This is a genomic window from Rhizobium sp. Rhizsp82 (genome assembly GCF_047325115.1).
GTDB lineage: Bacteria > Pseudomonadota > Alphaproteobacteria > Rhizobiales > Rhizobiaceae > Rhizobium.
This window is the reverse complement of record NZ_CP168570.1, coordinates 2,704,267-2,722,809: the sequence shown is the minus strand read 5'-3', so window position 1 is coordinate 2,722,809 and position 18,543 is coordinate 2,704,267. Positions and strand designations below refer to the sequence as shown.

General features: G+C 61.6%; 15 protein-coding genes. 8 read left to right on the top strand and 7 right to left on the bottom strand.

Annotated elements, in window-relative coordinates; translation table 11 throughout:
• Together ACEN84_RS18505 and ACEN84_RS18500 are read left to right on the top strand one after the other, a co-directional pair.
• The gene (locus ACEN84_RS18505) at nucleotides 1-453 is read left to right on the top strand and encodes an N-acetyltransferase family protein (protein ID WP_413709484.1); all 453 of its coding nucleotides are present in this window, start codon (nucleotides 1-3) and stop codon (nucleotides 451-453) included.
• Nucleotides 454-474: 21 nt separating this feature from the next.
• Entirely contained in the window at nucleotides 475-1,281 is an 807-nt protein-coding gene (locus tag ACEN84_RS18500; protein ID WP_413709483.1) for a DUF72 domain-containing protein, read from the top strand.
• Between the two features lie 10 nt (nucleotides 1,282-1,291).
• Here the strand turns inward: ACEN84_RS18500 and ACEN84_RS18495 are convergent, their stop codons facing one another.
• Nucleotides 1,292-2,767, bottom strand: a complete 1,476-nt coding sequence (locus tag ACEN84_RS18495; RefSeq protein ID WP_413709482.1) for an NAD(P)H-hydrate dehydratase — start codon at nucleotides 2,765-2,767, stop codon at nucleotides 1,292-1,294.
• Nucleotides 2,768-3,110: 343 nt separating this feature from the next.
• Here ACEN84_RS18495 and ACEN84_RS18490 point away from each other — a divergent pair, with 343 nt between their 5' ends.
• The 3 genes from ACEN84_RS18490 to hspQ all read left to right on the top strand — a co-directional run bounded on the left by ACEN84_RS18490 (nucleotide 3,111) and on the right by hspQ (nucleotide 5,399).
• A complete protein-coding gene (locus ACEN84_RS18490) occupies nucleotides 3,111-3,449 on the top strand; it encodes a P-II family nitrogen regulator (protein WP_003539626.1) in 339 nt (112 codons plus the stop codon).
• 60 nt (nucleotides 3,450-3,509) lie between these two features.
• Nucleotides 3,510-4,919, top strand: coding sequence for a type I glutamate--ammonia ligase (gene glnA, locus ACEN84_RS18485; RefSeq protein ID WP_203428899.1), 1,410 nt, complete (start codon nucleotides 3,510-3,512; stop codon nucleotides 4,917-4,919).
• A gap of 150 nt (nucleotides 4,920-5,069) precedes the next feature.
• On the top strand, nucleotides 5,070-5,399 hold the full coding sequence (hspQ, locus tag ACEN84_RS18480; RefSeq protein ID WP_130278340.1) for a heat shock protein HspQ: 330 nt from the start codon (nucleotides 5,070-5,072) through the stop codon (nucleotides 5,397-5,399).
• 130 nt (nucleotides 5,400-5,529) lie between these two features.
• Here hspQ and ACEN84_RS18475 read toward each other — a convergent pair whose 3' ends face one another.
• Complete coding sequence (locus ACEN84_RS18475) at nucleotides 5,530-6,183, bottom strand: invasion associated locus B family protein (protein ID WP_413709481.1); 654 nt, start codon at nucleotides 6,181-6,183, stop codon at nucleotides 5,530-5,532.
• A 269-nt stretch (nucleotides 6,184-6,452) separates the two neighbouring features.
• On the opposite strand from ACEN84_RS18475, the gene ACEN84_RS18470 reads away from it, so the two are divergent.
• Nucleotides 6,453-8,255 carry an extracellular solute-binding protein gene (locus ACEN84_RS18470; RefSeq protein WP_413709480.1) on the top strand — a complete coding sequence of 601 codons (1,803 nt, stop codon included), beginning with the start codon at nucleotides 6,453-6,455 and terminating at the stop codon, nucleotides 8,253-8,255.
• An 85-nt stretch (nucleotides 8,256-8,340) separates the two neighbouring features.
• The gene (locus ACEN84_RS18465) at nucleotides 8,341-9,012 is read left to right on the top strand and encodes a DsbA family oxidoreductase (protein ID WP_413709479.1); all 672 of its coding nucleotides are present in this window, start codon (nucleotides 8,341-8,343) and stop codon (nucleotides 9,010-9,012) included.
• 36 nt (nucleotides 9,013-9,048) lie between these two features.
• On the opposite strand, the gene ACEN84_RS18460 is transcribed toward ACEN84_RS18465, so the two are convergent.
• Genes ACEN84_RS18460 through ACEN84_RS18450 form a run of 3 tightly spaced genes read right to left on the bottom strand, consistent with a single transcriptional unit; the run spans nucleotide 9,049 to nucleotide 13,642 of the window.
• A complete protein-coding gene (locus ACEN84_RS18460; RefSeq protein WP_413709478.1) occupies nucleotides 9,049-9,822 on the bottom strand; it encodes a dienelactone hydrolase family protein in 774 nt (257 codons plus the stop codon).
• A complete protein-coding gene (gene mfd, locus ACEN84_RS18455; RefSeq protein ID WP_413709477.1) occupies nucleotides 9,822-13,328 on the bottom strand; it encodes a transcription-repair coupling factor in 3,507 nt (1,168 codons plus the stop codon). The genes ACEN84_RS18460 and mfd overlap by 1 nt, the downstream gene beginning before the upstream one ends.
• A complete protein-coding gene (locus ACEN84_RS18450; RefSeq protein WP_112711863.1) occupies nucleotides 13,325-13,642 on the bottom strand; it encodes a succinate dehydrogenase assembly factor 2 in 318 nt (105 codons plus the stop codon). The genes mfd and ACEN84_RS18450 overlap by 4 nt, the downstream gene beginning before the upstream one ends.
• Nucleotides 13,643-13,734: 92 nt before the next feature.
• On the opposite strand from ACEN84_RS18450, the gene recG reads away from it, so the two are divergent.
• A complete protein-coding gene (gene recG, locus ACEN84_RS18445) occupies nucleotides 13,735-15,840 on the top strand; it encodes an ATP-dependent DNA helicase RecG (protein ID WP_413709476.1) in 2,106 nt (701 codons plus the stop codon).
• Here recG and ACEN84_RS18440 read toward each other — a convergent pair.
• Entirely contained in the window at nucleotides 15,796-16,527 is a 732-nt protein-coding gene (locus tag ACEN84_RS18440) for a DUF502 domain-containing protein (RefSeq protein ID WP_413709475.1), read from the bottom strand. The genes recG and ACEN84_RS18440 overlap by 45 nt on opposite strands.
• A 120-nt stretch (nucleotides 16,528-16,647) precedes the next feature.
• Nucleotides 16,648-18,474 carry a glutamine--fructose-6-phosphate transaminase (isomerizing) gene (gene glmS / locus ACEN84_RS18435; protein WP_413709474.1) on the bottom strand — a complete coding sequence of 609 codons (1,827 nt, stop codon included), beginning with the start codon at nucleotides 18,472-18,474 and terminating at the stop codon, nucleotides 16,648-16,650.
• Nucleotides 18,475-18,543: the final 69 nt, after the last annotated feature.

The following is an 18,543-nucleotide window of genomic DNA, read 5'->3' as shown; positions in this document are numbered from 1 at the left end:
ATGCTGAGACAGGCGGCCGCTGACGATCTTGAGACCGTGCGCCGCCTGACCATGGCGGCTTACGGCCCCTATGTCACGGAGTTCGACGGCGAGCCGCTACCGATGCGCGAGGATTACGCGCCGCGGATCGCCAATGGCGAGGTGTGGCTGCTCGATATCGATGGCGAGCCTGGCGGGCTCGCCGTTCTTGAACGCCACGCGGATCACACGATGCTGTTCAGTATCGCCGTGTCGCCTGATCATCATAGCCGCGGGATCGGCCGTACGATCCTCGGCTGGGTGGAAGACAAGACGCGCGAATGGGAGCTGCCGGAAGTCAGGCTCTACACCAATGCGCGGATGGAGAGGAATATCGCGATCTACCGCGCCTTCGGCTTTCAGGAAACGGGTCGACGGCCGAACCCCTACCGGCCAGGATGGGTGATCGTCGACATGGCAAAGCAAATCGCCTGAACGGGCAAAGGGAGGAAGAGAATGAGCAAATCCGGCACTATCCGCGTCGGTATCGGCGGCTGGACATTCGAGCCTTGGCGCAATCATTTCTTCCCCTCCGACCTGAAGCAGAAGGACGAGCTCAATTATGCCAGCCGCCAGCTGAAGGTCATCGAGGTCAACGGCACCTATTACAGCTCGCAGAAGCCTGAGACCTTCGCAAAATGGGGCGCGGATGTGCCCGATGGTTTCATCTTCTCGCTGAAGGCCAGCCGCTTCGTTACCAACCGCAAGGTTTTGGGCGAGGCCGGCGAATCCATGCAGCGGTTCCTGACACAGGGACTGACGGAGCTCGGCGACCGTCTCGGGCCGATCCTCTGGCAGTTCGCGCCGACCAAGAAGTTCGAGCCCGACGATTTCGAAGCGTTCTTGAAGCTGCTGCCCGACAAGCAGGATGGCCTGCCCTTGCGCCATGTCGTCGAGGTCCGCCACGACAGTTTCAAGGCGCCGGATTTCGTGGCGCTGCTCGCCAAGTACGGCGTGGCGCCCGTTGTCGCCGAGCATTTCGACTATCCGATGATAGCGGACGTCACTGCGGATTTCGTCTATGCGCGGCTGCAGAAGGGCTCGGACGAGATCAGGACCTGCTACCCTCCCAAGGACCTAAAGGCCTGGGCAAAGCGGCTGGAGACCTGGGCCGAAGGCAAGGTGCCCGACGATCTGCCTGTCATCGACGCGGATCGCAAGGTGAAGGCCGAGCCGCGCGACGTCTTCGCCTTCATGATCCATGAGGGCAAGGTGAACGCCCCCTTCGGCGCCATCGCGCTGCAGGAAGAGGTCGGCAAGTAATCTCCGGCGGTCAGAACGGCAGGACGTGGGCGGCGAGATCTTCCGCCGTCAGCCCCTTGCCGGCGCGCTGTCCGGCGAGGCTGTGCAGGTAGACGCCGATCGCCGCCGCCTCGAAGGCCGGAAGGCCCTGCGCCAGATAGGCGCCGATGATGCCGGCAAGCACGTCGCCGGACCCTGCTGTCGCCAGCCAGACCGGCGCATTGGTGTTGATCAGCGCGCGGCCATCGGGTGCGGCAATAACGGTATCGGCACCCTTGAAGACGATCGCCGCATTGGCGCGCTTTGCCGCCATCTGTGCCTTGGCGGTCTTGCCGAGCCCGGTATCGGCGGCGATATCGGGGAAGAGACGGGCGAACTCGCCGTCATGCGGCGTCAGGACCAGACGCGGGTCGCCACCGGCGAACAGGTCGAACAGGCGCTTAGGCTCCTGGCGGAACGAGGTTATGCCGTCGGCATCGAGCACCAGGCGGCGATCGCTCAGCGCTGCCGCATAGTCCCTCGCCTGCTCGCCGATCCCGAAGCCCGGCCCGAGCACGAAAGTCTGCAGCCGGTCATCCTCCAGCCATTCTTCCAGCTGTTCCGTATCGCCGATCTCGCGCAGCATGACAGCCGTCAGATGCGCGCTGTTTTCCGCAAGCGCTTCCGCCGGCGCTGCGATCGTCACCAGACCTGCACCGGCCTTCAGGCCCGATATCGCCGACATCCGCGCCGCGCCGGTCTTTCCTGCCGAACCGGAGAAGACAACCAGATGGCCGCGCTTGTATTTGTGGGTCTCCAGCCGCGCCGACGGCGTCAGATGCGCCCATTGGGCCGGGGTGTTTTCGGCGATATCAGAGCCAGCATGTGCGCGGACGATCCGGGCGGGAATGCCGATATCGATCACATCGAGCGCCCCGCAAAGCTCCCTGCCCGGCATCAAGAGATGGCCCGGCTTGCGGGTCATGAAAGTGATCGTCTGCGTCGCTGAAAAGGCTGCGCCGAGCACCTCGCCCGTCGCACCGTCGATGCCCGATGGCAGATCGACGGCGATCACGGGCAAATCCGCCCAGCGCACGGCCGAGATGACGTCCTCGACCTCGCCGGACACATCGCGGCTCAGTCCGGCGCCGAACAGCGCATCGATGACGACGTCGCCGTCTTGTGGCTGGTATTCTTCAAGCGGCTCGACATCGCCGGTCCATTCGGAATGGGCCCGCCCGGCGTCGCCCTTCAGCCGTTCGGGATCGCCGAGCTGGAAGAGAGCGACCGCTGCGCCGCTCTCGGCCAGGAAGCGGGCTGCCACATAGCCGTCGCCGCCATTGTTGCCGGGTCCGCAGAGGACGGCGAAGCGAAGTGCGCCGGGATAAAGCCGCATCGCGGCCGCAGCCACAGCCGCGCCTGCGCTGCTCATCAGCGCAAAGCTGTCGATGCCGCTTTCGGCCGCGGCCTTGTCGACAGCCGCCATTTCGGCGGGCGTCAGGAGCAATTCACTCAATCGATCGGTCATGACCCCATTGAAGTCAAAAAACGCCTAAAAAACAACCGGTTTCGGGCGATACAGACGAGATCATTATTTGTGCAATTGCCTATTTTTAGCCCATACGCACTCGGTAAACCGAAACTCGTCTCCACAGAAAAATCTGCGATTTCCGCGGTGTTTTCGATTTTTTCCGATCGAAATTGTCATCTTTTTACGAAAAATCGCAGCTAAACAGGAGCCTTGGCGCGGTTTTGGGTGCATTTGCCGCATTTTTTCGATCTGGCCCGTTGCGAACTGGCATGATACCTGCATCATGTTTCGCGAGCGGCATACGCACGCTTTAACGGGAGAAGCGGAGAGTCATTTTCTCATGAAAAAGATCGAAGCGATCATTAAGCCTTTCAAGCTCGACGAAGTGAAGGAAGCCCTTCAGGAAGTCGGCCTGCAGGGCATTACGGTTACGGAAGCAAAGGGCTTCGGTCGCCAGAAGGGCCACACGGAGCTTTACCGTGGCGCCGAATATGTTGTCGATTTCCTGCCGAAGGTGAAGGTCGAAGTGGTTCTCGCCGACGAGAACGCCGAAGCCGTCATCGACGCGATCCGCAAGGCCGCCCAGACCGGCCGCATCGGCGATGGCAAGATTTTCGTGTCGAATGTCGAGGAAGTCATCCGCATTCGTACTGGCGAAACCGGTATCGACGCTATTTAAGCAGGCCTTGCCCCCAAGAGGCAAAGCCAAGTCGTCATAGCAAATCAAAGGGAGTGTTTCATGGCGAGTGCAAGCGAAATTCTGAAGCAGATCAAGGAGAACGACGTCAAGTTCGTGGATCTGCGCTTCACCGACCCCAAGGGCAAGCTGCAGCATGTGACGATGGACGTCGTCTGTGTGGACGAAGACATGTTTGCCGACGGCGTCATGTTCGACGGTTCCTCGATCGGCGGCTGGAAGGCCATCAACGAGTCCGACATGGTTCTCATGCCGGATACCGACACGGTTCACATGGACCCGTTCTTCGCGCAGTCGACGATGGTCATCATCTGCGACATTCTCGATCCGGTCTCGGGCGAAGCCTATAACCGCGACCCGCGCGGCACCGCCAAGAAGGCCGAAGCCTATCTGAAGGCATCCGGCATCGGCGACACCGTATTCGTCGGCCCGGAAGCCGAATTCTTCGTCTTCGACGACGTCAAGTACAAGGCCGACCCGTACAACACCGGCTTCAAGCTCGACTCGACCGAACTGCCGTCCAACGACGACACCGAATATGAAACCGGCAACCTCGGCCACCGTCCGCGCGTCAAGGGCGGCTACTTCCCGGTTCCGCCGATCGACAGCGCCCAGGACATGCGTTCCGAGATGCTGACGGTTCTGAGCGAAATGGGCGTCGTCGTCGAAAAGCACCACCACGAAGTGGCTGCCGCCCAGCACGAGCTCGGCATCAAGTTCGACACGCTGGTTCGCAACGCCGACAAGATGCAGATCTACAAATACGTCGTGCACCAGGTCGCCAATGCCTACGGCAAGACGGCGACCTTCATGCCGAAGCCGATCTTCGGCGACAACGGCTCGGGCATGCACGTCCACCTGTCGATCTGGAAGGGCGGCAAGCCGGGCTTCGCAGGCGACGAATATGCAGGCCTTTCCGAATCCTGCCTCTACTTCATCGGCGGCATCATCAAGCATGCCAAGGCGCTGAACGCCTTCACCAACCCGTCGACGAACTCCTACAAGCGTCTCGTCCCGGGTTATGAAGCACCGGTTCTGCTGGCCTACTCGGCCCGCAACCGCTCGGCCTCCTGCCGCATTCCGTTCGGCAGCAACCCGAAGGCAAAGCGCGTCGAAGTCCGCTTCCCGGACCCGATGGCGAACCCCTACCTCGCCTTCGCAGCGATGCTGATGGCCGGCCTCGACGGCATCAAGAACAAGATCCATCCGGGCAAGGCCATGGACAAGGATCTGTACGACCTGCCGCCGAAGGAACTGAAGAAGATCCCGACGGTCTGCGGCTCGCTGCGCGAAGCGCTCGAAAGCCTCGACAAGGACCGCAAGTTCCTGACCGCCGGCGGCGTTTTCGACGACGACCAGATCGACTCGTTCATCGAGCTGAAGATGGCCGAAGTGATGCGCTTCGAAATGACGCCGCATCCTGTCGAATACGACATGTACTACTCGGCATAAGCGAATACCGGAAAGCCCTGGCGAAAGCCGGGGCTTTTCTCGATGTCACTGAGGCTGATGGCGACATGACACTCATGTGACGAAATCCTGCACAAATCTTGATTTGAGCAGGCCCAATCACCAAATCTGGTGATGAAAGGAAGTCGTACCATGAAAGAAAGAGTTGCAAAGTTCGGTATCGGTGAAGTGGTCCGGCACAAGGTATTTCCGTTTCGCGGCGTGATCTTCGACGTCGATCCGGAATTCGCGAATACGGAGGAGTGGTGGAACTCCATTCCCGCCGAAGTTCGCCCCAGCAAGGACCAGCCGTTCTATCATCTGCTCGCCGAAAATGACGAGAACGAATACGTCGCCTACGTCTCGGAGCAGAACCTGGTAAATGACGAAAGCGGCGTGCCGCTGCGCAATGAGCAGGTCTACCAGATCTTCGACATGGCGCCGACCGGCCAGTTCAAGCCCAAGATGAGCCTGGCCAACTAAGCGCATCAAATACCAATCTAAGGAAACCCCGCTCCGGCGGGGTTTTTCTTTGGCGGGCTTTTTCTTTGTCTGCGGCAACAAAAAAACCCGGCGCGATGGCCGGGTTTTCCGATGCGATATGGTCAGACGCTTACTGAGCGGTCTTTGCAGCGTTCTGCGCGTCTTCCAGCTTCTTGCGAGCTTCTTCAGCCTTCTTCTGCATGCTGTCCTGCAGGCTCTTCTGGCTTTCGGCAAGCTTCGATTCGGAAACTGCTTCGCCATCATAAGCGCCGGTGAATCCTTCGAGCGAGATCTTGATCGGGTTCGGAGCGCGGCGGAAGTTGATCGAGGTGAAGATCACGTCGCTGCCCTTCTTGAGGCTGGCGATCATCGCGTCGGTCAGCGGCAGTTCAGCCGTGCACTTGTCGGGCAGGCAGACTGCGTAGTCGAGCTTCTGGCCCTTGTTGTTGTCGATCTGCATCATGATGCCGGGCGGGATCAGGCGGGCGGTCGGGACCGAGACCTGGAGGATCTTGCGGTTGACCTTGCCGGAAACGCTGATGAGGCCGACAGCCGTGACCAGCTGGCCGCCATTGGCGAGGATCAGGTTCTGAACGACGCAGATGTCGTTGTCTTCCTGCTTGCTGCAGGTCTTGTACCAGCCGAGCCGCGGTGCGCCGGCAGCCTGCTGCGGGGCATTGGCGGCGTCCTGAGCGAAGGAGGACACCGGTGCCGAGGCGGCGCCGAAGGCAATTGCGAGAACGGACAGGGCTGCCCGCATTTTCTTTTCAGACTTGAAGATCATAACGGATTCCGTCTCCTGATACCCATTCGGGACCGCGACCTGCAGCCCTCTCCAACCGGGTCATTCGGCACTCCACCTCATAAAACAATGAGGCAAATGCATGACCCCGAACTTCGGGAACACCTGTTACATTGAGGCGCTCCAGATATCCAGTATTTCTTTGGCAATTTCTGGATGCTCGTAAAGATTTGAGGGCGTGAATGTTCGATTTTTCGCGCTCCGTGATAGTCTTCGCGCGAATCGAGCCCTGCCGGAAAGGAAATTCAGAGATGCTCCGGATCGCCCTGCCCGCCGTCTTCGCCCTCATCTGCACCGCCGCTGCCGCCGAGCCGCTTCACGGCATTGCAATGCATGGCCAGCCGGCGCTGCCTGCTGATTACAAGAGCTTCCCTTACGTCAATCCGGATGTGAAGAAAGGCGGCCATATCACCTATGGCGTGGTCGGCACCTTCGACAATCTCAATCCGTTCATCTTGAAGAGCATGCGCACGACGGCGCGCGGCATGTGGGACCCTGATTACGGCAATCTCGTCTACGAATCGCTGCTGCAGCGTTCGCGCGACGAGCCCTTCACGCTCTATGGTTTGCTCGCCGAAAGCGTCGAGTGGGACGACAACCGGACCTTCATCCAGTTCAACCTCAATCCGAAGGCGAAATGGGCTGATGGCCAGCCGGTGACGGCCGAAGACGTGATGTTCACCTTCGAGCTCTTGCGCGACAAGGGCCGGGTGCCCTTCTCGACACGGCTCAACCTGGTCTCGAAGATGGAGAAAGTCGGCGAGCGCAGCGTCCGCTTTACCTTCAACGAAAAGGCCGATCGCGAGACGCCGATGATCTTCGGGCTGATGCCGGTGCTGCCGAAGCATCTCATCGACCCTGAGACCTTCGACCGCACGTCGCTGACGGCGCTGGTCGGTTCCGGGCCGTACAAGATCGCCACGGTGAAGCCCGGCGAGAGCATCACCTTCGAGCGCGACCCGAATTACTGGGGCAAGGATATCCCCTCCAAGGTCGGGATGGACAACTACGACCGGATCACCGTTCAGTATTTCCTGCAGGACACGACGCTGTTCGAAGCCTTCAAGAAGGGCGATGTCGACGTCTATCCGGATGGAAGCCCCGGTCATTGGGCGACCGCCTATAATTTCCCGGCGGTCAGTTCCGGCGCCGTCATCAAGGACACGTTCCAGCCGCAGCTGCCGAGCGGCATGTTCGGCTTCGTCTTCAATACCCGCCGGCCGATGTTCCAGAACGTCAAGCTGCGCGAGGGGCTGTCGCTGGTCTTCGATTTCGAATGGGCGAACAAGAACCTGTTCTCGGGTGCGTACAAGCGCACGGAAAGCTTTTGGCAGAATTCCGAGCTCTCAAGCTTCGGCGTCCCGGCCGATGCGCACGAGCTTGCGATGCTCGGGCCGCTGAAGGACAAGATCGATCCTGAAATCCTCGACGGCACCTACAAGCTGCCGGTTACCGACGGGTCTGGCCGTGACCGCAAGGTGCTGAAGCAGGCCGTCGATGTCCTCAAGGAAGCCGGTTATTCGATCAAGAACGGCAAGATGACCGATGCCAAGGGCAAGGCGCTCGCCTTCGAGATCATGACGCAGAATGCCGATCAGGAAAAACTGGCGATCGCCTATCAGCGCTCACTGCAGACGCTCGGCATTACCACATCGATCCGCACCGTGGACGATTCGCAGTATCAGAGCCGGACCAACAGCTTCGACTATGACGTCATCGTCAAATCCTATGTCTCGTCGCTCTCACCCGGAAACGAGCAGCTCTCCTATTGGGCATCGGCAAGCCGCGACCGCGAGGGCAGCTCTAATTTTGCCGGCGTTGCCGATCCCGATGTCGATACGGCGATCAAGCATCTGCTAACGGCCCGCTCCGACGAGGATTTCACCGCGGCCGTGCGCTCTCACGACCGGCTGCTGTTGTCGGGCCATTATGTGCTACCGCTCTATCACATCGACCAGCAATGGATCGCCCGAAGCAAGCGCATCGGTCATCCGGACAAGGTGCCGCTCTACGGATACCAGCTGCCGGCCTGGTGGGACCAAAGCGCCCAGTAGGCGGTTCCTTTTTCCTGCCTGGTTGAAGTCGGCGGCGTGAGCGCATAGATGGCGTGAAGCACCGAAGCCAGAAAAGGAAAACACCATGGAACGCATTACCATCGACGTCGTCTCGGATGTCGTCTGCCCGTGGTGCTATCTCGGCAAGGCGCGGCTGGAGCTCGCCATTGCCGAAGTGCAGGACGAGGTCGGCGTCGACATCAACTGGCGCCCCTACCGGCTGAACCCCGACTATCCGCCTGAAGGCGTCGATCAGAAGAAGAGCCTGGAAGAAAAGCTCGGCGGCGCCGAGCGTGTGGCTCAGGCCCACAAGATGCTTACCGATTTCGGCAAGGAAGTCGGCATCAACTTCAATTTCGAGGCGATCAAGATCGGACCGAACACGCTCGATGCGCACCGGCTGATCCACTGGGCGATGATCGAGGACCGTGAGAAGGCCGACAAGGTCGTCAACGGCCTGTTCAAGGCGAATTTCGAAGAAGGCCGCAATGTCGGCGATCACGCCGTCCTGCTCGATGTCGCCGAGAAGGCCGGTCTCGACCGCGCCGTGACCGCTTCGCTGCTGGCTTCGGATGCCGACAAGGTTCTCGTCGTCGAAGAAATCGAATCGGCGCAGAAGATGGGCGTCAACGGCGTGCCGTTCTTCATCTTCGACCAGCAATATGCCGTCAGCGGCGCACAGACGCCGGATGTGCTGGCCGGCGCGCTGCGCGATATCGCCAAAGCGAAGGCCGAAGCCCGCGCCGGGATGAACTGATCCCGGCGACAGCTCGCGCTTGATTCAAACGGCTAACTACTTCGACAATTGTGAGCGAAGGAATTTAACCGCACTGTCGTGGGCTGCTCTGCTCTCTTGCGTCTTCGACTTCAGGAAGAAGTCATGCGGGCCTTCGTAGATATCGAGATCTGCGGGCCCGCCGAGATCATCTGCCAATTTTTGTAGCTTCCGTCCGGTTGATAGCGGGAAGGTCTGGTCTGCTCGTCCCCAGATCAAAAGTAGTGGCGGCAGCGACCTCACTATCTCCGAATAGCCGTTAGGCAAGCCGCCATCGACAAGCACCAATGCTGCCACGTTGGCGTTATTGACCGTCGCTGCAGCGGCGATTTGCGCCCCTAGAGAAATGCCGAGTGCTCCGACCTTCCTGGCAGGGCCTGGCGTCGTGCGAAGATAGGCGACAACATCTTTCACCGCCGCGATCCAATCGGTCTCACGAGTCGCGTAGTAGGCGAGCCTCTCCTTCGCGCCGCCAGCATCGGCGATGCGCTTCAGATCGGTCGGCGAAAGTATATGAACTAAATAGACGTCGAGGCCCGCCGACTGAAGAGCTTCGGCGATCTCGTCGTAGGCCGGGGACCGAAAACCGGCGCTACCGCTCAATACGACGACAGCCGGCCTAGGTGTGCCCGTTTCTTTCCTCCCCTCGACAACGACAGGCCCGCCGCGCGTAGACATCGTGAAACCATCTGCTGCGATGGTGGCGTCGCATAGCGTCAAATAGCAGAGGGCAGAGACAACGATCGAAGCTAATCGCGTCAATAATATCGGCTTAGCTTCTGAGGTCGACATCAACCCTTCGCCAGTTCCGCCAATTGCGTCATGATAACGGCTGCGCCCTGCAGCCGTTTTTCCGGCGTGGGGAGATCGCGGGTCAGGAACAGGCTGTGATCGGGGCGGATCTTCGCCATCGAGCCCTGCTTGCCGATATAGCCGACGAGATTTGCCGGGTTCGGGAACTCCTTGTTCCGGAACTGCACGACGATGCCCTTCGGGCCGGCGTCCAGCTTCTCGACATTGGCGATGCGGCAGAGCGATTTCACGTAGACGATCTTCAGCAGATGCTGAACCTCGATCGGCATCGGGCCGAAGCGGTCGATCATCTCGGCGCCGAAACCGTCGATCTCCTTCAGCTCGGTGATTTCGCCGAGGCGGCGGTAGAGCGCCATGCGCAGGTGCAGGTCCGGCACGTAATTGTCGGGGATCATCACCGGCGTGCCGACAGAAATCTGCGGCGACCAGCCGGTATCGGCGATCTCGTCGACGCCCTTCACTTCGGCAACGGCTTCCTCAAGCATCTGCTGATAGAGCTCGAAACCAACTTCCTTGATATGGCCTGACTGTTCCTCGCCGAGAAGATTGCCGGCGCCTCGGATGTCGAGGTCGTGGCTGGCGAGCTGGAAGCCGGCGCCCAGCGTATCCAGCGACTGCAGCACTTTCAGGCGGCGCTCGGCGGTTGCCGTCAGTACCTTGTTGACCGGCAGCGTGAAGAGCGCGAAGGCGCGCACCTTCGAACGGCCGACGCGGCCGCGCAGCTGGTAGAGCTGGGCGAGACCGAACATATCAGCGCGGTGGACGATCAGGGTGTTGGCGGTCGGCACGTCCAGACCGGATTCGACGATGGTCGTCGAGAGCAGCACATCGTAGCGGCCTTCATAGAAGGCGTTCATGATGTCTTCGAGCTCGCCCGCCGGCATCTGGCCGTGGGCGACCGCGACCTTCAGCTCAGGCACGTCGGACTGCAGGAAGGCGTGAACGTCTTCGAGATCGGCGAGACGCGGGCAGACATAGAAGCTCTGGCCGCCGCGATAATGCTCGCGCATCAGCGTCTCGCGGATGACCAGGCTGTCGAAGGGCGAGATGAAGGTGCGCACCGCCATGCGGTCAACGGGCGGCGTGGTGATCAGCGACAGCTCGCGCACACCGGTCATCGCCAGCTGCAGCGTGCGCGGGATCGGCGTTGCCGAGAGCGTCAGGACGTGGACGTCGCTCTTCAGCTCCTTCAGGCGTTCCTTGTGCTTGACGCCGAAATGCTGCTCTTCGTCGATGATCAGCAGGCCGAGATTGGCGAAATTGATGCCAGCGCCGAGCAGCGCATGCGTGCCGACAACGATGTCGGTCTTGCCGTCGGCGACTTCCTTCTTGGTCAGCGCCAGATCCTTGGAGCCGACGAGACGCGAGGCCTGCTGGACGCGTACCGGCAGGCCGCGGAAACGCTCGGAAAAAGTCTTGAAATGCTGGCGTGACAAGAGGGTCGTCGGAACGACGACGGCAACCTGGACACCGTTCATGGCCGCAACGAAGGCTGCGCGGAGCGCCACCTCGGTCTTGCCGAAGCCGACGTCGCCGCAAACGAGGCGATCCATCGGACGGCCGGCGGCCAGATCGCCGCGGACAGCCTCGATGGCCGTATCCTGATCCTCGGTCTCGTCATAGGGGAAGCGGGCGGCGAATTCATCGTAGAGGCCTTCAGGCGTCGTCAGCACTGGCGCGTGACGCGTCAGGCGCTCGGCGGCGATGCGGATCAGCGCATCGGCCATGTCGAGCAGACGCTTCTTGAGCTTGGCCTTGCGCATCTGCCATGCGCCGCCGCCCAGCTTGTCGAGCATGGCCTCGGTGCCCTCGCCGCCATAGCGCGAGAGCAGATCGATGTTTTCGACCGGCAGGAAGAGCTTGGCCTCGTCGGCATATTGCAGTTCGAGACAGGCATGCGGGGCGCCCGCCGCCTCGATCGTTCTGAGACCGATGAAGCGGCCGATACCGTGTTCGGCGTGAACGACGATCGAACCCTCGTCGAGGCCTGCCACTTCCGAGATGAAGTCGGCGGCGCGCTTGCGCCGCTTCGAGCGGCGCACCATGCGGTCGCCGAGGATATCCTGCTCGCCGATGACGATGAGGTCGCCGGTTTCGAAACCGGATTCGAGGCTGAAGACGGCCGATGCCGCCTCGCCCTTTGCGAGCGACACGACGTCCTTCAGAGCCTCGATCGGCTTGACGCGCTCGAGGCCGTGTTCGTTCAAGACCTGCAGCAGGCGGTCGAGCGAGCCTTCGGTCCAAGCGGTGATCAGCACCTTGGAGCCGCCTGCCCGCTTGTCGGCGATGAACTTGACGACGGCGTCGAAGACGTTGACGCGCTCGGCATTGCCGCCGCCTTCGGCATTCGACCGCGCCCAGCGCTCGCCCTGGCGGGCATCGATATTGACGACGCGGCGCGCCTCGCCCTCGTGCTCGTTGAACGGCGTCATGCGGATGGCGTTGAAGGCATCCAGCGTACTGGCGAAGGTCTTGCTGTCGAGATAGAGCTGGCCCGGTGTCACCGGCTTGTAGGGCGTGCCCTGCGCCATCTGGCCCTTGGTGGGCTGGCCGGAGCTCAGGCGAGCGTCATAATAGTCGAGGACCAGCTTGGAGCGCTCCTCGGCGGCTTCGCGGACCGTGTGATCGGTGACAAGCTGGAAGCCCTTGAGATAGTCGAAGACCGTTTCCAGCCGCTCGTAGAAGAGTGGCAGCCAGTGTTCCATGCCGGCATAGCGGCGGCCCTCGGAAACGGCGAGATAGAGCGCATCGTCGCGGGTCGCCGCGCCGAAGGCCGAGAGATAGTTCTTGCGGAAGCGGCTGATCGTATCCGGCGTCAGCGTCACTTCGCTCATCGGGTTCAGATCGAGCGAGCGGACCTGCCCCGTAGTCCGCTGGCTGGCCGGATCGAAGCTGCGGATGCTTTCCAGCGTGTCGCCGAAGAAATCGAGGCGCACCGGCTCCTCCGAGCCCGGCACAAAAACATCGAGAATGCCGCCGCGCACGGCATATTCACCGACTTCGCGCACCGTTGCGACGCGGTCGAAGCCGTTGCGCTCCAGGCGGCTGGCAATGTCGTCCATGCGCACCTGATTGCCCGGGCGGGCGGAGAAGGCCAGACTTTCGATGACCTCCTGCGGCGCCACTTTCTGCAGCATGGCATTGACGGTCACGAGAACGATCGCCGCATGCGGTTTCTTATGGTGGGCGATCAGGCCGCTCAGCGCCGCCAGACGGCGTGCCGAGGTATCGGCGCTCGGCGAGACGCGGTCATAGGGCAGACAGTCCCAGGCGGGCAGCGTCAGGACCGGGATTTCGGGTGCAACGAAAGTAAGCATCTGCTCTAGGTCGGCCATGCGCTGGCCGTCGGAGAGAATATAGGCGACCGGCTTTCCAGCGCGCGCCAGTTCGGCGAGCAGCAGCGGCTCCATGCCCGCGGGCACGTTGCCGATCGTCAGCGGCTCGGAAGCGGCTGCGAGCTTCTTTGCATCAAATCCTGAAATCATTCCGGTTTCCTGGGAAGATCATCGGCCGGATAGGGAAAGTCTGGCCTGAAAGACACGATCCGTTCGAACATCGGCGTCTGAAAACGCTCCGGCACCGGCCATGTTCCCATCACCCAGCGCAGAAGATCGTTGTCCTCTTCGTTCATGATGGTTTCGAGCTCGTCGAGTTCGGCGTCTGAAAGAGTCGGAAGCTCGGATTCGGCAAACTGGCCGAAAACCAGATCCATCTCGCGCAGGCCCCGGTGCCAGCAACGGAACAAGATCCGGCGGCGGCGCGGGTCCAGCCCGGCACTCGAGAGCGTTACACCTGTCATGGCAATACCTTCCTGTTGATGCGCCTCTATAGACCCTGGAAAGCGGCTTGTCAGCCTTGCCAAGGCCCCATTCTTCATCGCATTTTGCGGCCATGCGCCCGACCATTCTCGATCCGCTGTTTTCCCCCGTTTCGGCCCTCGCAGGCGTCGGCCCGAAGATCGCGGAGTTGCTCGTCAAGCTGCTCGACCGCGAGACGCCCGACGACACCCGCATCATAGACCTCCTCTTTCACGCGCCTCATTCGTTAGTGGACCGCCGCAACCAGCCGGGGATCGCGCGGGCGCCGCAGGGCGCGATCGTGACGATCACCGCACGCGTCGACCGGCATCAGGCGCCGCCCCGCGGCAAGAGCAACATTCCCTACCGCGTCTTCCTGCATGACGAGACCGGCGAGCTCAGCCTCGTGTTCTTCCGCGGCCAGGCGGCCTGGCTGGAAAAGCAGCTGCCGCTCGACGAGGAAGTCACCGTCAGTGGCAAGGTCGACTGGTTCAACGGCCGTGCGACGATGGTGCATCCCGATTACATCGTGAAGGCCAGCGAGGCGGAGAACCTGCCGCTGGTGGAGCCGATCTATCCGTTGACGGCCGGCCTCTCGCCGAAGACGCTGCGCAAGATCATCGACGCGGCACTGCCGCGGATGCCCGAGCTGCCTGAGTGGATCGACTTCCCGGTGGTCCAGAAGCAAGGCCTGCCGTCGATCCGCGACAGCTTCATGATGCTGCACGAGCCGCGCGACCCTGAAGATATCGATCCGCAGACGCCGGCGCGCCGCCGCCTTGCCTATGATGAGTTTCTGGCCGGTCAACTGTCGCTCAGCCTTGTGCGTCAGAGGCTGCGCAAGGTCGCTGGTCAGCCCGTACATGCTACTGGAGAAATCAGCTCCAAAATATTGCAATCCCTTCCCTTTTCGCCAACCAACAGCCAGACGGAAGCGATCCGCGAGGCGCTTGCCGACATGGCGGGCGAAGATCGGATGCTACGGCTCCTGCAGGGCGATGTCGGCTCCGGCAAGACGCTGGTGGCGCTGATGACCATGGCTGCGGTCATCGAGAGCGGCGGCCAGGCGGTGCTGATGGCGCCGACCGAAATTCTGGCGCGCCAGCACTATGCGACGATCTCGAAATTCGCGGCATCCGCCGGGTTGGGGATCGAGGTGCTGACCGGGCGGACCAAGGGCCGGGAGCGCGAGGATATCCTCGAACGCATCGCCTCGGGCCAGGCACAGATCATCATCGGCACGCACGCCCTCTTTCAGGACAGCGTCAGCTACAAGAACCTGATGATCGCGGTCGTCGACGAGCAGCATCGCTTCGGCGTTCACCAGCGCCTGCGGCTGACAGCGAAGGGCATCTCGCCGCATATGCTGGTCATGACCGCGACACCGATCCCGCGCACGCTGGTTCTCGCCGCTTTCGGCGACATGGACGTCTCCAAGCTCACCGAAAAGCCCGCAGGGCGCAAGCCGATCCAGACGATCACCATCCCGAACGAGCGCACCGGCGAGATCGTCCAGCGGCTGAAGGGCGCGCTTGCCGAAGGCAAGAAGGCCTATTGGATCTGCCCGCTGGTCGAAGAGTCCGAAGAGAGCGACCTGATGTCGGCGGAGGAGCGCCACGCCACGCTGACCTCCGCGCTCGGGCCCGGCATAGGCCTGATCCACGGCCGCATGAGCGGACCGGAGAAAGACGCAGTGATGCTCGCCTTCAAGAACGGCGAGATCCGGTTGCTGGTCGCGACGACCGTGGTCGAAGTCGGTGTCGACGTACCGGACGCGACGATCATGGTGATCGAGCATGCGGAGCGTTTCGGCCTGGCGCAGCTCCATCAGCTCCGCGGCCGCGTCGGCCGTGGCGACGAGGCCTCGACCTGCATCCTGCTCTACAAGGGACCACTCGGCGAAACCGGTCATGCGCGGCTATCGATCATGCGCGAGACCGAAGACGGTTTCCGGATTGCGGAAGAGGACCTGAAGCTGCGCGGCGAAGGCGAGCTTCTGGGCACCCGCCAATCGGGCACGCCAGGTTTCAGGATCGCCAGCCTTGAGGATCATGCCGATCTCCTAGAGATCGCCCGCAAGGATGCCGCCTATCTGATCGAGCGCGATCCCGATCTGACGAGCGAGCGCGGACAAGCGGTGCGCACCCTGCTCTACCTATTCCGGCGCGATGAGGCGATCCGCTTTCTTCATGCGGGCTGAGGCCTTCGGCTTCAGCGGCGCAGGTTCGGCGCCCGGCACGAGCGGCAGATATTCCGGAGTGACGAGACCGCCTGAAACCAGAAGCTTGGCGCCATCCTCTGCGGTCATATCCAGCACGACGATCTTTTCGCGCGGCACGAAAATCAGGAAGCCTGCCGTCGGCACCGGCGTCGGCGGCAGGAAAACGCTGACCATGTCCTTGCCCATCGCATTGAACTTCGAGGCGATCTCGCCCTTGGCGTCCGTGGCGATGAAGACCAGCGACCAAAGGCCGGCGCTCGGATATTCGATCAGACCGACCTTCTTGAAGGAATCGCTGCGCTCCTTGAGCACCGTCTCGAAGATCTGCTTCAGGCTCTTGTAGATGCTGCGCACCAGCGGAACCCTGCGCACCAGCGACTCGCTGAACTGCACTATCGTCTGACCGATAAGGTTCTTGCCGAGGAAGCCAATGATGGTGATGAAGATCATCGCGATCAGCAGGCCGGAGCCGGGCACGGCGAAATTCAGGTAACTGTCGGGATCGTAGCGCGCAGGGATATAGGGCTTCACCCAGCTATCGGCCCAGCGCACGACGGACCATGTCAGCCAGAGCGTAATGGCGATCGGGGCGCAGATGATGAGGCCCGCAAGGAAGTTGTTTCTGATGCGCGTGGCAATCGGCAGGCGGGGAAGCTTGTTGGTCATCGCTCGCGATGAACTCCCTTGAGTCTATCAGCTTTCGTGATCAGGCGCTCCCCCGTACCTTCGTAACGAAGCTGCCAGAATTCGGTTCCCCGGACAAGCCTCGTCCGGGGATTTCAGGCTTCACTCCACCGTGACCGACTTGGCGAGATTGCGCGGCTGGTCGACGTCCGTGCCCATGAAGACGGCCGTGTGATAGGCGAGCAGCTGGATCGGCAGCGAGAAGATCATCGGGGCGATGATTTCATCGACATTCGGCAGCGTGATCGTCGCCATGGTCGGCAGCTTGGAGGCGCCCGCACCCGCTTCATCGGTGATGAAGATGATGCGGCCGCCACGGGCCGCGACTTCCTGCATGTTGGAGACGGTCTTTTCGAAGAAGCGGTCATAGGGCGCGATGACGATGACCGGCATGTTCTCGTCGATCAGCGCGATCGGGCCGTGCTTGAGCTCACCGGCAGCATAGCCTTCGGCGTGGATATAGGAGATTTCCTTGAGCTTCAGCGCGCCTTCCATGGCGAGCGGGAAACTGGTGCCGCGGCCGAGATAGAGGACATCGCGGCACTTGGACAGCTCGCGCGACAGGCTTTCCATCTGCGGCTGGATGAGGTTCAGCACGCGGCTCATGATGCGCGGCATTTCCGAGAGATGCTTGACCAGAACCTTCTCATCCTTGGCGCTCAGCACGCCGCGGGCCTTGGCGGCGCCGAGCGCCAGCGAGGCGAGCACGGCGAGCTGGCAGGTGAAGGCCTTGGTGGAAGCAACGCCGATCTCGGGACCGGCCATGATCGGGAAAACGGCATCGGATTCGCGGGCGATGGTCGACTCGCGCACATTGACGACTGCGCCGATCTTCAGGCCATTGTCCTTGCAGTAGCGCAGCGAGGCGAGCGTGTCGGCGGTTTCGCCTGATTGAGAGATGAAGAGCGCGGCCTGCGTTGGCTGCAGCGGCATTTCGCGGTAGCGGAACTCGGAGGCGACGTCGATCTCGACAGGCAGGCGCGCATAACGCTCGAACCAGTACTTGCCGACGAGACCGGCAAGATAGGCCGTGCCGCAGGCGGAGATCGCCAGGCTGCTGACCGACTTGAAATCGATCCCGGCGGCATTGGCGCCGATGGTGTTCTCGGCGAAGTTCACATAGTGGCTGAGCGCGTGGGAGATGACCTCCGGCTGCTCGTAGATTTCCTTTTCCATGAAGTGGCGGTGATTGCCCTTGTCGACGACATAGGCCGTCGCCTGGGAAATCTGCTTCTGGCGCTTCACGACATTGCCGTTGAAATCGACGATCGTCGCGCCTTCGCGGGTGATGATCGCGCAGTCGCCATCGACGAGATAGGTGATTTCGTTGGTGAAGGGCGAGAGCGCAATGGCATCCGAGCCGAGGAACATCTCGTGTTTGCCGTAGCCGATGGCGAGAGGCGGGCCGGAGCGCGCGGCCATGATCGTGCCCGGATGATCCTTCAGCATCACCGCCAGCGCATAGGCGCCGGTGACGCGGTTCAGCATCTTCAGCATCGCCGCCTGCGGCTGCAGACCTTCGCGCAGATACTTCGCCATCAGGTGGGCGATGACTTCGGTATCGGTCTGGCTCTCGAAGACCGAGCCTTCGGCGGTCAAGTGATCGCGGATTTCCGAGAAGTTTTCGATGATGCCGTTGTGGACGACGGCGACGCCTTCGACGAAATGCGGGTGGGCGTTGGTTTCGTTCGGAACGCCATGCGTTGCCCAGCGGGTGTGGGCGATACCGGTCGTGCCCGGCAGCGGCTCCGAATCAAGGCGCTTTTCCAGATTGAAGAGCTTCCCCTCGGCGCGGCGGCGATCCATGAGGCCGTCATGGACTGTCGCGACACCGGCGGAATCGTAACCCCGGTATTCCAGGCGCTTCAGCGCATCGACCAAACGCCCGGCAACCGGCTTGCTACCGACGATCCCAACGATACCACACATGAAATAATCCCCAACCGCTTCGAAATAGTGACGCCACTCCTAGCAATTTATTCTTATTTCTCAATCGGT

What these genes read in the sequence shown, in the direction of transcription:
- ACEN84_RS18490 (WP_003539626.1), top strand. Translation starts at nt 3,111, where the DNA reads ATGAAAAAGATCGAAGCGATCATTAAGCCTTTCAAGCTCGACGAAGTG.
- glmS (WP_413709474.1), bottom strand. Translation starts at nt 18,474, where the DNA reads ATGTGTGGTATCGTTGGGATCGTCGGTAGCAAGCCGGTTGCCGGGCGT.
- ACEN84_RS18450 (WP_112711863.1), bottom strand. Translation starts at nt 13,642, where the DNA reads ATGACAGGTGTAACGCTCTCGAGTGCCGGGCTGGACCCGCGCCGCCGC.
- glnA (WP_203428899.1), top strand. Translation starts at nt 3,510, where the DNA reads ATGGCGAGTGCAAGCGAAATTCTGAAGCAGATCAAGGAGAACGACGTC.
- hspQ (WP_130278340.1), top strand. Translation starts at nt 5,070, where the DNA reads ATGAAAGAAAGAGTTGCAAAGTTCGGTATCGGTGAAGTGGTCCGGCAC.
- ACEN84_RS18465 (WP_413709479.1), top strand. Translation starts at nt 8,341, where the DNA reads ATGGAACGCATTACCATCGACGTCGTCTCGGATGTCGTCTGCCCGTGG.
- ACEN84_RS18475 (WP_413709481.1), bottom strand. Translation starts at nt 6,183, where the DNA reads ATGATCTTCAAGTCTGAAAAGAAAATGCGGGCAGCCCTGTCCGTTCTC.
- ACEN84_RS18460 (WP_413709478.1), bottom strand. Translation starts at nt 9,822, where the DNA reads ATGTCGACCTCAGAAGCTAAGCCGATATTATTGACGCGATTAGCTTCG.
- ACEN84_RS18500 (WP_413709483.1), top strand. Translation starts at nt 475, where the DNA reads ATGAGCAAATCCGGCACTATCCGCGTCGGTATCGGCGGCTGGACATTC.
- ACEN84_RS18440 (WP_413709475.1), bottom strand. Translation starts at nt 16,527, where the DNA reads ATGACCAACAAGCTTCCCCGCCTGCCGATTGCCACGCGCATCAGAAAC.
- ACEN84_RS18470 (WP_413709480.1), top strand. Translation starts at nt 6,453, where the DNA reads ATGCTCCGGATCGCCCTGCCCGCCGTCTTCGCCCTCATCTGCACCGCC.
- recG (WP_413709476.1), top strand. Translation starts at nt 13,735, where the DNA reads ATGCGCCCGACCATTCTCGATCCGCTGTTTTCCCCCGTTTCGGCCCTC.
- ACEN84_RS18495 (WP_413709482.1), bottom strand. Translation starts at nt 2,767, where the DNA reads ATGACCGATCGATTGAGTGAATTGCTCCTGACGCCCGCCGAAATGGCG.
- mfd (WP_413709477.1), bottom strand. Translation starts at nt 13,328, where the DNA reads ATGATTTCAGGATTTGATGCAAAGAAGCTCGCAGCCGCTTCCGAGCCG.
- ACEN84_RS18505 (WP_413709484.1), top strand. Translation starts at nt 1, where the DNA reads ATGCTGAGACAGGCGGCCGCTGACGATCTTGAGACCGTGCGCCGCCTG.